This window comes from Pseudomonas sp. NPDC077649 (genome assembly GCF_044542855.1).
In the GTDB taxonomy this organism is placed as follows: Bacteria; Pseudomonadota; Gammaproteobacteria; order Pseudomonadales; family Pseudomonadaceae; genus Aquipseudomonas.
Genome location: NZ_JBITVF010000003.1, coordinates 151,109 through 163,901, shown reverse-complemented (window position 1 = coordinate 163,901; position 12,793 = coordinate 151,109). Strand labels below are relative to the sequence as shown.

General features: G+C 66.9%; 12 protein-coding genes and 2 pseudogenes. 7 read left to right on the top strand and 7 right to left on the bottom strand.

The genetic code is table 11. From position 1 onward, the window contains the following. The first annotated feature begins 95 nt into the window (after positions 1 to 95). The gene (locus tag ACIGFL_RS11015; RefSeq protein WP_397497200.1) at positions 96 to 1,511 is read left to right on the top strand and encodes a transglycosylase SLT domain-containing protein; all 1,416 of its coding nucleotides are present in this window, start codon (positions 96 to 98) and stop codon (positions 1,509 to 1,511) included. 105 nt (positions 1,512 to 1,616) lie between these two features. After that, entirely contained in the window at positions 1,617 to 2,051 is a 435-nt protein-coding gene (locus tag ACIGFL_RS11010; RefSeq protein WP_397497199.1) for a DoxX family protein, read from the top strand. A 65-nt stretch (positions 2,052 to 2,116) separates the two neighbouring features. Here the strand turns inward: ACIGFL_RS11010 and ACIGFL_RS11005 are convergent, their stop codons facing one another. Further along, a complete protein-coding gene (locus ACIGFL_RS11005; protein ID WP_021446007.1) occupies positions 2,117 to 3,052 on the bottom strand; it encodes a LysR family transcriptional regulator in 936 nt (311 codons plus the stop codon). Between the two features lie 142 nt (positions 3,053 to 3,194). Between ACIGFL_RS11005 and ACIGFL_RS11000 the strand changes: the two genes are divergently transcribed. Continuing rightward, complete coding sequence (locus ACIGFL_RS11000) at positions 3,195 to 4,424, top strand: acyl-CoA dehydrogenase (protein ID WP_021446006.1); 1,230 nt, start codon at positions 3,195 to 3,197, stop codon at positions 4,422 to 4,424. Positions 4,425 to 4,713: 289 nt separating this feature from the next. Here the strand turns inward: ACIGFL_RS11000 and queD are convergent, their stop codons facing one another. The 3 genes from queD to ACIGFL_RS10985 are packed head-to-tail and all read right to left on the bottom strand — an operon-like array spanning position 4,714 to position 7,090. Beyond that, entirely contained in the window at positions 4,714 to 5,070 is a 357-nt protein-coding gene (gene queD / locus ACIGFL_RS10995; protein ID WP_021444059.1) for a 6-carboxytetrahydropterin synthase QueD, read from the bottom strand. Between the two features lie 54 nt (positions 5,071 to 5,124). Then, positions 5,125 to 5,961, bottom strand: coding sequence for a hypothetical protein (locus ACIGFL_RS10990; protein ID WP_397497198.1), 837 nt, complete (start codon positions 5,959 to 5,961; stop codon positions 5,125 to 5,127). A 49-nt stretch (positions 5,962 to 6,010) separates the two neighbouring features. Then, on the bottom strand, positions 6,011 to 7,090 hold the full coding sequence (locus ACIGFL_RS10985; protein WP_021444057.1) for a hypothetical protein: 1,080 nt from the start codon (positions 7,088 to 7,090) through the stop codon (positions 6,011 to 6,013). A 150-nt stretch (positions 7,091 to 7,240) separates the two neighbouring features. Here ACIGFL_RS10985 and ACIGFL_RS10980 point away from each other — a divergent pair, with 150 nt between their 5' ends. Genes ACIGFL_RS10980 through ACIGFL_RS10965 form a run of 4 tightly spaced genes read left to right on the top strand, consistent with a single transcriptional unit; the run spans position 7,241 to position 9,841 of the window. Continuing rightward, entirely contained in the window at positions 7,241 to 7,549 is a 309-nt protein-coding gene (locus ACIGFL_RS10980; protein WP_021444056.1) for a PepSY domain-containing protein, read from the top strand. Beyond that, positions 7,549 to 7,863, top strand: coding sequence for a PepSY domain-containing protein (locus tag ACIGFL_RS10975; protein ID WP_397497197.1), 315 nt, complete (start codon positions 7,549 to 7,551; stop codon positions 7,861 to 7,863). Before ACIGFL_RS10980 ends, ACIGFL_RS10975 begins: the two co-directional genes overlap by 1 nt. Continuing rightward, the gene (locus tag ACIGFL_RS10970; protein ID WP_021444054.1) at positions 7,863 to 8,531 is read left to right on the top strand and encodes a response regulator transcription factor; all 669 of its coding nucleotides are present in this window, start codon (positions 7,863 to 7,865) and stop codon (positions 8,529 to 8,531) included. The genes ACIGFL_RS10975 and ACIGFL_RS10970 overlap by 1 nt, the downstream gene beginning before the upstream one ends. Then, the gene (locus tag ACIGFL_RS10965) at positions 8,528 to 9,841 is read left to right on the top strand and encodes a sensor histidine kinase (protein WP_397497196.1); all 1,314 of its coding nucleotides are present in this window, start codon (positions 8,528 to 8,530) and stop codon (positions 9,839 to 9,841) included. The genes ACIGFL_RS10970 and ACIGFL_RS10965 overlap by 4 nt, the downstream gene beginning before the upstream one ends. Before the next feature lie 24 nt (positions 9,842 to 9,865). On the opposite strand, the gene ACIGFL_RS10960 is transcribed toward ACIGFL_RS10965, so the two are convergent. From ACIGFL_RS10960 to ACIGFL_RS10950, 3 genes and pseudogenes are all read right to left on the bottom strand, one after another. After that, positions 9,866 to 10,462: an NADPH-dependent FMN reductase gene (locus tag ACIGFL_RS10960; protein WP_021445293.1), complete on the bottom strand. Its 597-nt coding sequence runs from the start codon at positions 10,460 to 10,462 to the stop codon at positions 9,866 to 9,868. 174 nt (positions 10,463 to 10,636) lie between these two features. After that, a pseudogene (locus ACIGFL_RS10955) lies at positions 10,637 to 11,227 on the bottom strand (methyl-accepting chemotaxis protein); the annotation flags it as partial. 315 nt (positions 11,228 to 11,542) lie between these two features. Further along, positions 11,543 to 12,562: pseudogene (locus ACIGFL_RS10950) on the bottom strand (chemotaxis protein); the annotation flags it as partial. Positions 12,563 to 12,793 lie beyond the last annotated feature (231 nt).

Genomic DNA, 12,793 nt, shown 5'->3' with positions numbered 1-12,793 from the left:
CTGTGCGACCCTCCGCGCCCCGCGCGCAGCTTGGGAACTTGTTTCGCGGGTTGTGCTCTGAGTCCGGCGGCCTGCCGCCCATCCCTGGAGAATCGATGTCGCGATTGCTGTTGATCCTGTGCCTGCTGGCCCTGCTGCCGCTACCGGCCAGCGCGCGCCTGATCGGCCCGCCGGAAGTCGGCAGTCAGGCCCGCAGCGCCCGCGACTTGCCGGCGATCCGCAGCAGCGGCGAGCTGCGCGTGCTGGTCAACCAGAGCCGCAACAGCTCGGGCTCGGTCAAGGGCCAGAGCATCGGCGTCGAGTACCACCGCCTGCGCGCCTTCGAGCAGTACCTCAACCGCAACGCCCGCGACGGCCGCAGCCTGCGCCTGAAGATTATCCCCAAGGCCAAGGACCAGCTGCTCGGCGCCCTGCAGCGCGGCGAGGGCGATCTGGTGGCGCCGGGCGAGCTGCTCAACGTGCGTGCCGGGCGCGACGTCAGCGCCAGCGCGGCGATCCGTCGCGAGGTGCCGCTGGTGTTGGTGGCGAAGCAGGGCAACCGGCATTACCGCAGCCTCGAACAACTGGCCGGGCGCAGCCTGTCGCTGCCGGCCGGCAGCGCGGTGGGCGAGGCGCTGCGCAAGGTCAACCAGCAACTGGCGGCGCGCAAGCTGCCGCCGATCGTGGTGGAGTGGGTCGACCCCAGTCTGGCGGTGGAGGACGTGCTGGAAATGGTCCAGGCCGGCATCTTCGAGCGTACCGCGGTGGAACTGCCGATCGCCGAGCGCTGGGCCAAGGTGATGCCCAAGCTCAGGGTGGACAGGCACTTGGTGCTGGCGCGTGACGGCGACATGAGCTGGTTCGTGCGTCCGGATGCGCCGATGCTGCGCGCCAGCATCGACCGCTTCTTCAGCGGCTACCAGAGCCCGGCCGACCAGGACGCCGCTTTCCAGCGCGTCTACCGGCGTCTGTACAAGGTCCATTCGCCGCTCGGCCGCACCGAGCGCCAGCGCCTGGAGCGGGTGCGCCCGGTGTTGCAGCAGCATGCCGAGCGCCAGGGCTTCGACTGGCTGCTGCTGGCGGCGCTGGCGTTCAAGGAGTCGACCCTCAACCCCTCGGCGCGTGGCGCCAGCGGTGCCACCGGGCTGATGCAGATCACCCCGGCGGCGGCGCGCGCCGTCGGCGTGAGCAATATCGCCAGCCTGGACGGCAATGTGCTGGCCAGCAGCAAGTACCTGGCGATGATCCGCCGCACCTTCTTCAACAGCCCGCAGCTCAACGAGCGCGAGCGCATGGCCTTCGTCCTCGCCGGCTACAACCTCGGCCCGCAGCGGGTGCAGAGCCTGCGCGCCGAGGCACGCAGGCGGGGCCTCAATCCCAATCAGTGGTTCTTCCAGGTCGAGCGGGTGGCCATGGAGCAGATGGGCATGGGCGTGGTGAGTTATGTGAATGCGGTGAATAAGTACTACCTTGCTTATGACCGTGAGCGCTATCTGCTCGAACCGCAAAGACAGCGGCTGACGGCCAAATAACTATCTATCAGCTCGATATTAATTAGTGGTTTTTTGCTGTTTTTAAATCGAACTAATTGGTTATTCTGTGCGCCATCAACTCTCACACACGAAGGAAGCGCTGTAATGAACAACCTGATCAAGAGCATCACCGCCACCCAGGCCGGCTTCGGCATCACCATCCTGCGCATTGTCGCCGGTATCACCTTCGCCGCTCATGGCGCGCAGAAGCTGTTCGGCTGGTTCGGTGGCTATGGTCTGGCCGGCGTGGCGCAGTGGATGGAAAGCATCGGCCTGACGCCGGGCTATCTGATGGCGCTGGGGGCCGGTAGCGCCGAGTTCTTCGGCGGTCTCGCCCTGATAGTCGGCCTGCTGGCGCGCCCGGCGGCCGCGGTTCTGGCGGTGACCATGCTGGTGGCCATCGTCACCGTGCACCTGCAGCACGGCTTCTTCATGAGCAACAACGGCTACGAGTTCGCCCTGGCGCTGATGGCGATGAGCCTGGCGGTGGTGTTCGAAGGCGCCGGCAAGCTGTCGCTGGATGGCCAGCTCGCCCGCTGATTCTCCCCCCGCCCAAAACGAGAAGGCCCGCATCTGCGGGCCTTCTTGCGTTTACCACCTTTCACTCAGGCGGCGGGGGCCTGTTCGGCCTTCTTCTCCTGCGCGGTGACCTGCTGGGCCAGCTCGATCATCTGCTCGCGCATCCAGCGGTTGGCCGGGTCCTGATCGGTGCTTTCGTGCCAGTACAGATGGGTTTCCAGCGCCGGCACGTCGCCGACCGGCAGCGTCACGTGATGCAGGTGATGACGGCGGGCGAAGCGCTCCGGCACGGTGATCACCATGTCGGTCTGCAGCATCACGCTGCTGGCCATCAGGTAGTGCTGCGAGCGCAGGGCGATCTTGCGCTGGATGCCCATCTTGCCCAGGGCCAGGTCCACGTAGCCCAGACCGCTGCGGCGGCTGGAGATGTGGATGTGGGTCAGCGACAGGTACTCGTCGAGGCTGATCTTGTCCTTGGCCAGCGGGTGGCCCGGGCGCATGGCGCAGACGTAGCGGTCATCGAGCAGCTTGACGTGGCGCACCTGCGGGTCGGTGTTGAGCGGCGCGTCGACGGCGAAGTCCAGGCGCCCGGCGGCCAGCTCCTTGGTGGTTTCGCGGCGCTTGGCCAGAAAGCTCTCGATACACACGTTCGGCGCCAGGCGGCGCAGGCGCTGGAACAGCGGCGGCAGGAGAATCTGCTCGGAGAGGTCGGTCATGCTGATGCGGTAGGTCTTGTTGGCCTGCTGCGGGTTGAAGGTGCGGCTTTCCTGCACCGATACGCGCAGCAGCTGCAGGGCGTTGCGCACCGGACCGATGATGTTCTGCGCCATCGGCGTCGGCACCATGCCCTGGGCGGTGCGCACGAACAGCGGGTCGTTGAAGGTCTCGCGCAGGCGGGCCAGGGCGTTGGACACCGCCGGCTGGGTGATGCCGACGATCTGCCCGGCACGGGTCAGGTTGGCCTCGGTGTAGATGGCGTCGAAGACGATGAAGAGGTTCAGATCCACCTTGGTCAGGTTCATGCCGGATGCGCTCCAGGGCTGTCGATATCAATCGATCATATATCGGTTATGAATGTTCATACACACTGAAAATAGGTTCGATAAATCTTAGGCGCTGTTCTAGCATATTTTCCACAACCGCACAGCCAAGAAGGTAGCCCCCATGGATTTCGCCTACTCCCCCAAGGTTCAACAGCTGCGTGAGCGCGTCACGGCGTTCATGGAAGCGCACGTCTACCCGGCCGAAGCGGTGTTCGAACGGCAGGTGGCCGAGGGCGACCGCTGGCAACCCACCGCGATCATGGAAGAGCTGAAGAACAAGGCCAAGGCCGAGGGCCTGTGGAACCTGTTCCTGCCCGAGTCGGACTACGGCGCCGGCCTGAGCAACACCGAGTACGCGCCGCTGGCCGAGATCATGGGGCGCTCGCTGATCGGCCCGGAGCCGTTCAACTGCGCCGCGCCGGACACCGGCAACATGGAGGTGCTGGTGCGCTACGGCAACGAGGCGCAGAAGCGCCAGTGGCTGGAGCCGCTGCTGTCCGGCGAGATCCGCTCGGCCTTCGCCATGACCGAGCCGGGTGTGGCCTCGTCCGACGCCACCAATATGCAGGCCAACGCCCGCCGCGAAGGCGACGAGTGGGTGATCAACGGCCGCAAGTGGTGGACCTCCGGCGCCTGCGATCCGCGCTGCAAGGTGATGATCTTCATGGGCCTGACCAACCCGGACGCGCCGCGCCACCAGCAGCATTCGATGATTCTGGTGCCGATGGACGCCCCCGGCGTCACCGTGCTGCGTCCGCTGCCGGTGTTCGGCTACGACGACGCGCCGCACGGCCACGCCGAGGTGCTGTTCGAGAACGTGCGGGTGCCCTACGAGAACGTGCTGCTCGGCGAGGGGCGCGGCTTCGAGATCGCCCAGGGTCGCCTCGGCCCGGGCCGCATCCACCACTGCATGCGTTCGATCGGCATGGCCGAACGGGCCCTGGAGCTGATGTGCAAGCGCGCCGTTTCGCGCACCGCCTTCGGCAAGCCGCTGGCACGCCTGGGCGGCAATATCGACCACATCGCCGACTCGCGCATGGAGATCAACCAGGCGCGCCTGCTGACGCTCAATGCGGCCTACATGATGGACACCGTCGGCAACAAGATCGCCGCCAGCGAAATCGCCCAGATCAAGGTGGTGGCGCCCAACGTGGCGCTCAGGGTGATCGACCGGGCGATCCAGATGCACGGCGGCGCCGGGGTCTCCAACGACTTCCCGCTGGCCTACTGGTACGCCATGCAGCGCACCCTACGTCTGGCCGACGGCCCGGACGAGGTGCATCGCGCCGCCATTGGCAAGTACGAGATCGGCAAGTACGTGCCGCGCGACGTGATGAAAGCCAGCCGCTGATAGAACCGCCGCTTCCCCATGCCGCTTACCGGGTTTTTGGTAAGCGGCATTTTCTATGCGCTCGTATCTTGGCAAGAGGTGTGTGTGACGCTGGGGTGGCAAGATTGTGTGCTAAACCAACAATGACTCGGTGCGGTTATCACAGGCGCAGCTAGCGGCCGGTGCGTGCGGGGCATCCTTAAGGCTATCGAGCTGGCTGAAGGCGCTCCTGTAAGGAGCAGCGATGACCTATTGCATAGCCAACAAAAAGGCCACTTCGAAGGTGGCCTTGTCGTTTCTACTCTATGACTCAGTCGCCGCGGTATTCGCAGCCGCTGGTGCAGGTCTCGTGGATGCGCACGCGCGACAGTTCCGGGAGCAGGGGTTTGACCTGTTGCCAGATCCACTTAGCCAGCACTTCGCTGGTGGGGTTTTCCAGGCCGGGGATGTCGTTCAGGTAGTTGTGGTCGAGTTGCTCGTAGATCGGCTTGAAGATTGCCTTGATCTCGGAGAAGTCGCGAATCCAGCCGGTATAGGGGTCGACCTCGCCTTCGATATGCAGGGCGACGCGGAAGGAGTGGCCGTGCAGACGACCGCATTTGTGGCCTTCCGGCACATGGGGCAGGCGGTGGGCCGCCTCGAAGATGAACTCTTTGAACAATTCCACAGTACAGCGCTCGCGTGAGATGGCCGTCGATCAGGCCCTGAGCCGCGCAGTTTATCAGGTCTGCCCAGGCGCCTGGGCGTTCAGCAGTCGGCGGATCTGCTGCGTCAGGTAACGGTGGAAGCGCCGATCGTGCCAGTAGGCCATATGGCTCAGTGGTGTATGGCGTTTGTACCAGGGGCCGACGGGCAGGGCGCGATCTTCGTGCACCAGGGCGGCGTAGGCGGGGATTGCGCGCAGCGGGTAGCCGAGTGGGTCGGCCGGTGCGTAGACGTTCAACCAGCGGGCCTGCTGACGCACCGCGTCGCTCAGGCAGTGGCCGGGAAAGCGGATTGGCAGCACCGGGTCGTAGGCAAAGGTGAACAACGGGATGTTGCAGCCGAAGGTGACGATGCCGGCCAGGGTTTCCAAGGCCAGGAAGGGGTCGTGCGGGCAACTGGGGGTAGCGTTGAGTTTCTGCTGGTCCCAGGCGAAGTTGGAGAAGATGTGCCCGCCCAGGGAGTGAGTCAGCACCAGCAGCGGGGTCTGTGGATCGACCTGGGCGCGCAGGGCATTGAGGCCGCTGCGCAGGCACTGGTGCACTTCCTGGTAGGTGGTGTCGTAGGCCTCGCTGACCTTGCGGTAGCCGGCGGCGTCGCCGAGAAACAGAGTGACGATGCGGCGTAACCAGCGCCAGCGCACGGGTTCGCGCTCGAGGCGGGCGAGGAAGGCGTGTTCGCGTTTATCCAGCACGCTGGCCCAGTACAGGGTCTGGAACGCCACCTGCTGGGCGTCGTCGCCCAACTGGCGGCGCAAACCGCGGATCAAACCCTGGGCGAACTGGTGTTGTCCCTCGTGGTCGCGGCTGTCGGGCTGGTTGCCGATGCCGTGGATGATTGCGACTGCCAGCTTCATGCATCCTCCCTGATAGCAGCAGCCTAACCAGCGGCGCTGGCCGCGTCCATCACAAGGGCAGCAGGCGTTCGCCCAGGCGGCCGCTGTCCACCAATTCGAGGAATTCGTCGCCGAGTCGCACGCTTTCTGCCATCGCCTGGCGCCAGTAGCGTTCACGGCCGGCGTCGTCACCCAGGTAGCGTTTGAAGTCGCTGCGGTCGGGCAGCTTGCCGTGGGGCAGGCGTGCCAGGTACTCGCGTGATGGCGCGAGCAGCAGCACGTCCTGCAGGCGAGTGCGGTCGCCGCGGCGCCAGGGCATGCTCTTGTCGAACCAGCCGGGGATCACCCGGTCGGTGAAGTGCGGGTAGAGCACGATGTCCTCGCCGCTGTAGGGCAGGTCGAGGTGATAGTCGAGCAGGCCGCCGTCGCGGTAGGCGCCGGGCTCCAGCCCGGGAATCTCGCGGATCGCTTCCATCACCATGGGGATCGAGCCGGACGCCAGCAGGGCGTGGCGCAGGTTCTCCGCGGTGAGGGCGTGAAAGTGCGAGCGGAAGTCGCGCAGTTGCGCCAGCGGCGGCAACTGGCGGGCGTCGTGCAGGATCACTCGGTCGAAGTGACGCGCCAGACGTTGGCGCGCCAGCAGGTTGTTGCCGATCACCGACGACAGCCCGAGGCTCAGCTTCCCGCGGTGGTCGTGCTGCAGCAGGCCGTGGCTCTTCACCACCACGATATGCAGGCGATGGTACGGGTTGGCGACGATGGCCGCGTCCTGGTCGGCGAGCAGCTCGTGCAGCATCTGGCGGCAGCTGCCGGACACCTCGGCCATGCTCACGCCCTTGGCGAAGCGCTGGGCGGTGTAGAGTTCGCCGAGGCGGCGGATGCCGGCGGCGGCGTCCGGCAGGCAGGCGCTGGCGAAACGCCAGGAACCGATGGAGGCGCCGATTAGCGCGCGTTCGCGCGGCGCGCGCGGCAGCCAGTCGCCGAACAGCGCCAGATCCAGGCCCTGGATGCCGAGGCCCTTGGGCCCGCCCGCGGCGCCGGGCAGGATGCCGACATCCGCCGGGCTCAGGCCGTGCTGGCGAATCCGCGCCAGGGCTCTGGGGCCTGCCCTGAGGGTCAGGGCAGGGGACTTGATATGGATCGCGCTCATCGCTGCCTCCGTCACGCAAGCAGGCGATTATAGGGCCATGGACGCGCAGGCCAAGTGACTTCAGCGGCTGAATGACGCCGGCAATTCAGCTTGAATTAAGTGCACGGGCCTAGAGTGGCAGGCATCGAATCACTTTCCGGAGGATGCTCCATGAACCTGTTGACCCGCCTGCTGGCCATCGCTGCACTTGCCAGTGCCAGCCTCATTGCCCATGCTCGCGACCTGGGCCCGGACGAAGCGCTGCGCTTGCGCGACGCCGGCACCATCAAATCCTTCGAGCTGCTCAACCAGGCCGCGTTGGCCCAGCACCCGGGCTCGCGCATCGAGGAGACCGAGCTGGAGGACGAATACGGTCGCTACATTTACCAGATCGAACTGCGCGATCCGCAAGGCGTGCAGTGGGACCTGGAACTGGATGCCAGCACCGGCGAAATTCTCAAGAACCATCAGGACGATTGATGAGCTTGCGCAGCACCACGGCATTTTTGTTGCTCCTGGCCGGCAGTCTCGCCGCCGACCCTGGCGTGGCCCGCGATCTCGATCAGGACGAGGCCCTGCGCCTGCGCCGCGAGGGGGTGATCATGCCCTTCGAGCAGCTAATGCAGCGCCTGGAACAGCAGTATCCGGGCGCCACCCTGCTGGAGGCGGAGCTGGAAGAGGAGGACGGCGTGCTGGTCTACGAGGTGGAAATCCTCACCACCCAGGGCGTGGTACGCGAGCTGGAACTGGATGCCCGCGACGGCAACATTCTGAAGGACGAGGAAGACGACTGATGCGCCTGTTGCTGGTGGAAGATCATGTGCCGCTGGCCGACGAGCTGACGGCCAGCCTCAGTCGCCAGGGTTATGCCGTGGATTGGCTGGCCGACGGCCGCGACGCCGCCTACCAGGGCGCCAGCGAGCCCTATGACCTGATCATTCTCGACCTCGGTCTGCCGGGCAAACCGGGTCTGGAGGTGTTGCAGCAGTGGCGTGCCGGCGGCCTGGCCACGCCGGTGCTGGTACTGACTGCGCGCGGCTCCTGGGCCGAGCGCATCGAAGGCCTCAAGGCCGGTGCCGACGACTATCTGACTAAACCTTTTCATCCTGAGGAATTGGCCCTGCGTATCCAGGCGCTGCTGCGTCGTGCCCATGGCCTGGCCAACCAGCCGCAACTGGAGGCCGCCGGCCTGCAACTGGACGAGAGCCGCCAGTGCGTCACGGTCGGCGGCGAGGCCGTCGACTTGACCGCCGCCGAGTTCCGTCTGCTGCGTTACTTCATGCTGCATCCGGGGCAGATCCTGTCCAAGAGCCACCTGGCCGATCACCTCTACGACGGCGAGACCGAGCGCGATTCCAACGTCATTGAGGTGCACGTCAACCGCCTGCGCGGCAAGCTGGGGCGCAACGTGATCGAGACGCGCCGCGGCCAGGGCTACCGTTTCACCGGGGAGCAGGGTTGAGGTCGATCCAGCGCCGGCTCAGCCTCGGCCTGGCCGGCGCCCTGCTGCTGGTGGGCCTGGTGCTGGCACAGGCCAGCCTCTGGGTGTTCGACCGTGGTCTGCGCGCCTACCTGGAGGAGGATCTGCGCGACGAGGCGCAGGGCCTGCTCGCCGCCCTGGTGCGCGGCCCGGCCGGCTTGCAACTGGACGAGCGGCGCCTCGATCCGTCGTTTCAGCGGCAGTTTTCCGGGCATTACTTTCGTATCGACTTTGCCGACCGCAGCTGGCGTTCGCGCTCGTTATGGGACCGCGAACTGCTCAAGCCGCAAGGCTCGGGTATGCAGGCCGAACTCGGCGACGGTCCGCAGGGCCAGCGCCTGCTGGTCTACCGCGCCGATTACCGGCGTTACGGCGAGGCGCTGTCGATCAGCGTGGCGCAGGACTACGAGCCGGTGCTGCAGAGCTTTCGGCGCATGCAGTGGCTGGGCCTGGGCATGGGCGGCGCGGCGCTGCTGCTGATCCTGATCACCCAGCGCTACACCGTGCGCCGCGCGCTGCGCCCGCTGGAGCAGGTGCGCCGGCAGATCGCCCAGTTGCAGCAGGGCCAGCGCAGCGAGCTGGACGCCGAGGTGCCGGAGGAGCTGGAGCCGCTGGTGGCGCAGATCAACCACCTGCTGGCCCATACCGAAGACACCCTGAAACGCTCGCGCAACGCCCTGGGCAACCTCGGTCATGCGCTGAAGACGCCGCTGGCGGTGCTGATCAGCCTGGCCGGACGCGACGAACTGGCGGCGTACCCGGCGTTGCGCGCCGGCCTGCGCGAGCAACTGACGCAGATCGAACAACGCCTTAGCCGCGAGCTCGGCCGCGCCCGCCTGGCCGGCGAGGCGCTGCCGGGGGCGCGTTTCGACTGTGCGCAGGAGCTGCCCGGGCTGTTCGCCACCCTGGCGATGATCCACGACCGCGGCCTCGACCTGGATTGGCGGGCGCCCGCCGGGCTGGTGCTGCCGCGTGATCGCGAGGACCTGCTGGAGCTGCTCGGCAACCTGCTGGACAACGCCTGCAAATGGGCCGAACGGCGGGTACGGTTGTCCATCGAAGAGGGCGCCGCGGGCTATCTGCTGTGCGTCGACGACGACGGCCCGGGCATCGACGCCGAGCGGCGCGAGGCGGTGCTCGGCCGTGGCACCCGCCTGGACGAGCAGGTCGCCGGGCACGGCCTGGGCCTGGGCATAGTGCGCGACATAGTCGAGGCCTGGGATGGCCGCATCGAGCTGCAGGACAGCCCGCTGGGCGGGCTGCGGGTGGCGATCAGTCTGCCGCGGCGCTGAGCCCGCCTGCATTCAGTCAGAGCATCACATGCCGTTGGCAAAGGCCGGGTTGTCGAAACCGATGGCCTCGCGTACCGGTTGCAGGGCGCGGGCGTAGCGCACCAGGACGTCGAGGGCGTAGTCGATGCGCGCGCGGATGCGCTCATCGGCCTCGTCCGCCGCCTGCGGGCCGTTCAACACCTTCTCCACCTGGCGCACGATCAGGTGTTCCGGCAGGTAGCATAGGCGGCAGTTCTTGTAGCTGGAGGCGCGCAGCTCGCTGATCGGGTAGGCGCCGCCGACCCCGGAGGACACACCCACCAGCAGCCCCGGCTTGTGCGCCAGTTCGGCCTTGCTGGCGTAGATGAAGAAGTTCTTGATCGCCGGGCAGGCCATGCCGTTCCACTCCGGGGCGAGGATCACCACGGCGTCGGCGGCGGCCAGTTGTTGCCGGTACAGCTCCCAGGGGCCGCTGTCTTCAGCCGGCCACAACGGCAGCGGGGCCAGGCCCAGGTCGATGACGTTACTGCTCTCCGGCGTGGTCTGCTCCAGTTCGATCAGGCGCTGGCGCAGAAAGCGCGCGACCTTGCCCGACTGGCTGTTGTTGCGGCTGGAGCCGGCGACTAAGGCGATATTGAGCATGCTGTTTTCCCCTTGAGAAGCATGGATGAGGCGATGTACCGCGCGCGGCGCGAATAAATCCGCACCTGCAGGTGCGCACGATTGGCGGCGGCATAGCGCAAAAGAACGCGCAGGCTAGGCCATTGCCTGCCTGCGCAGCAAGGGAGCGGCCGCCAGAATGACGGCCGTTTCGCGTCACACGCGGAACTGGTCCATCAGGCCCTGCTGGTGGTTGGCCAGGCGATTGAGGTTCTGGCTGACCTGCGCCGATTCCGCGGCCTGGCTGCTGATGGCCTCGGTGACGTCGCGGATCGAGGCGACGTTGCGGTTGATCTCCTCGGCCACCGAGCTCTGCTCCTCGGCGGCGCTGGCGATCTGCAGGTTCATGTCGGTGATCAGGCCGACCGCCTGGCCGATGCGCTGCAGCGCCGCCACCGCCTGCTGCACCTGTTCGACGCTGCCCTGGGCCTGGCGATGGCTGCTGTGCATGGTGCTGACCACTTCGCGAGTGCCATTCTGCAGGCCCTCGATCACCTGGCGGATTTCCTCCACCGAGTCCTGGGTGCGCTTGGCCAGGTTGCGCACTTCGTCGGCGACCACGGCGAAACCGCGCCCGGCCTCGCCGGCGCGGGCGGCCTCGATGGCGGCGTTGAGCGCCAGCAGGTTGGTCTGCTCGGCGATGGAACGGATCACCTCGAGCACCGAGCCGATCTGCTCGCTGCTGCTGGCCAGGCCTTCGACCTCCTGCATGGCCACGTTCATCTCGTTGGCCAGCAGCTCGATGGTGCTGGTGGTCTTGTCGATCACCTGCAGGCCCTCGCGGCTGGCCTGGTCGGCGTTGCGCGCGGCCTCGGCGGCCTGGGCGGCGTTGTGCGCGACGTCCTGGGCGGTGGCGCTCATTTCCTGGAAGGCGGTGGCCACCTGATCCACCTCGCGGTATTGCTGCTGCATGCCGGCACTGGTCTGGCTGGCGATGGCGGCGGACTGGTCGGCGGTGCCGCGGGCGTCGAGCACGCTGCTTTTGACGTCGGCAATGATCGGCTGCAGCTTGTCGAGGAAGCGGTTGAACCAGCCGGCCAGCTCGCCCAGTTCGTCCTGCTTGGCATATTGCAGGCGGCGGGTGAGGTCGCCTTCGCCGCTGGCGATGTCCTTGAGCATGGCGGCCACGCCGAGAATCGGTCGGGTCACGCCGCGGGCGGTCAGCCACATCAGCAGCAGGCCGGCGAGCACCGCCAGCAGGCCGAGCAGCAGCGCCTGCAGGCTGTCGCCGGCGCGGCGCTGGTCGAGCTGCTGGCCGAGCTCGATGGCGCGTGCCAGCAGCACCTGCTCCGGCACCTCCACCAGCACGCTCCAGGGTTGGGCCTCGGGGATCGGCTGGAACGGGCTGAGCACCCGCAACATCTCGCCGTGGTCCAGCTCCGCGGCGCTGCCGGCCTGGATCAGGCTGCGCAGCTCGCCGGCATGCTCGCCGTAGGCCTTGTCCACCGCCTGGCTGAGCAGCGCGCCGTCGCGGCTGTGGCCGGCGAGCAGGGCGGCTGGGCTGAAGATGCTGATGTGGCCCTGGCCGTCGTAGAGCTCGCGATTGGCCTCCTGGCTGATCTGCTGCAGGCTGGCCAGGCTGATGTCGACGCCCATCACGCCGATCACCTTGCCGTCCAGCTCCAGCGGGAAGGCGATGCTGGTCATCAGCGTCTGCTGGCCGCCGACCTCGTCGTAGTAAGGCTCCAGCACGCAGGCCTGGCGAGTGTCGCGCGGGCAGGTGTACCAGGCGTTGTAGGGCACGCCGTTGGCGCCGGGCGTGGCGTCGGCGAGCATCTCCTCGGGCATCGACTCGGATTCCAGCGTGCCGGGGGTGGGCTGCGCCCAGTACAGCGAGAAGCGCCCGGCGTCGTTGCTGCCCAGTTCGGCCTGGTCGGCGAAGAGTTCGTCCTTGCCGTCCAGCGCGTTGGGCTCGAACACCAGGTACAGACCGAGCAGCGCGGGGTTGGCCTCCAGGCTGGTGCGTACCTGGCGGGTCAGGTCCTCGCGCAGGTCGAAGGCATCGAGAAAGCGCTTTTCCGCCTGTTCGCGGAGGAACAGGATCTGCCGCGAGAAGCCCTTGCCGTACTGGTAGGCGTCCATGAAGTAGCGCTGAATGCGGATCGCCTGCAGCTCGCCGCGCGCCTGCAGGCGCAACTTGGCGCTTTCCTCCAGCATGCCGTACGAGGCCTCGCGCACCAAGCCGGCACTGCGGCTGGACTGGTACTGCGAGGCGCCCACCAGCAGGGTGACGATGGCGAGCAGACAGAGGCCGGCGAGCAGGGTGATCTTCCACTGGATCGAAAGACGGCTGAACAGCATGGGGCGTTCCTT

Excerpts from the sequence above, each read along its gene's own strand:
- ACIGFL_RS11015 (WP_397497200.1), top strand. The coding sequence starts at position 96 with ATGTCGCGATTGCTGTTGATCCTGTGCCTGCTGGCCCTGCTGCCGCTA.
- ACIGFL_RS11000 (WP_021446006.1), top strand. The coding sequence starts at position 3,195 with ATGGATTTCGCCTACTCCCCCAAGGTTCAACAGCTGCGTGAGCGCGTC.
- ACIGFL_RS10990 (WP_397497198.1), bottom strand. The coding sequence starts at position 5,961 with ATGAAGCTGGCAGTCGCAATCATCCACGGCATCGGCAACCAGCCCGAC.
- ACIGFL_RS10975 (WP_397497197.1), top strand. The coding sequence starts at position 7,549 with ATGAGCTTGCGCAGCACCACGGCATTTTTGTTGCTCCTGGCCGGCAGT.
- ACIGFL_RS10970 (WP_021444054.1), top strand. The coding sequence starts at position 7,863 with ATGCGCCTGTTGCTGGTGGAAGATCATGTGCCGCTGGCCGACGAGCTG.
- ACIGFL_RS11005 (WP_021446007.1), bottom strand. The coding sequence starts at position 3,052 with ATGAACCTGACCAAGGTGGATCTGAACCTCTTCATCGTCTTCGACGCC.
- ACIGFL_RS10960 (WP_021445293.1), bottom strand. The coding sequence starts at position 10,462 with ATGCTCAATATCGCCTTAGTCGCCGGCTCCAGCCGCAACAACAGCCAG.
- ACIGFL_RS11010 (WP_397497199.1), top strand. The coding sequence starts at position 1,617 with ATGAACAACCTGATCAAGAGCATCACCGCCACCCAGGCCGGCTTCGGC.
- ACIGFL_RS10985 (WP_021444057.1), bottom strand. The coding sequence starts at position 7,090 with ATGAGCGCGATCCATATCAAGTCCCCTGCCCTGACCCTCAGGGCAGGC.
- ACIGFL_RS10980 (WP_021444056.1), top strand. The coding sequence starts at position 7,241 with ATGAACCTGTTGACCCGCCTGCTGGCCATCGCTGCACTTGCCAGTGCC.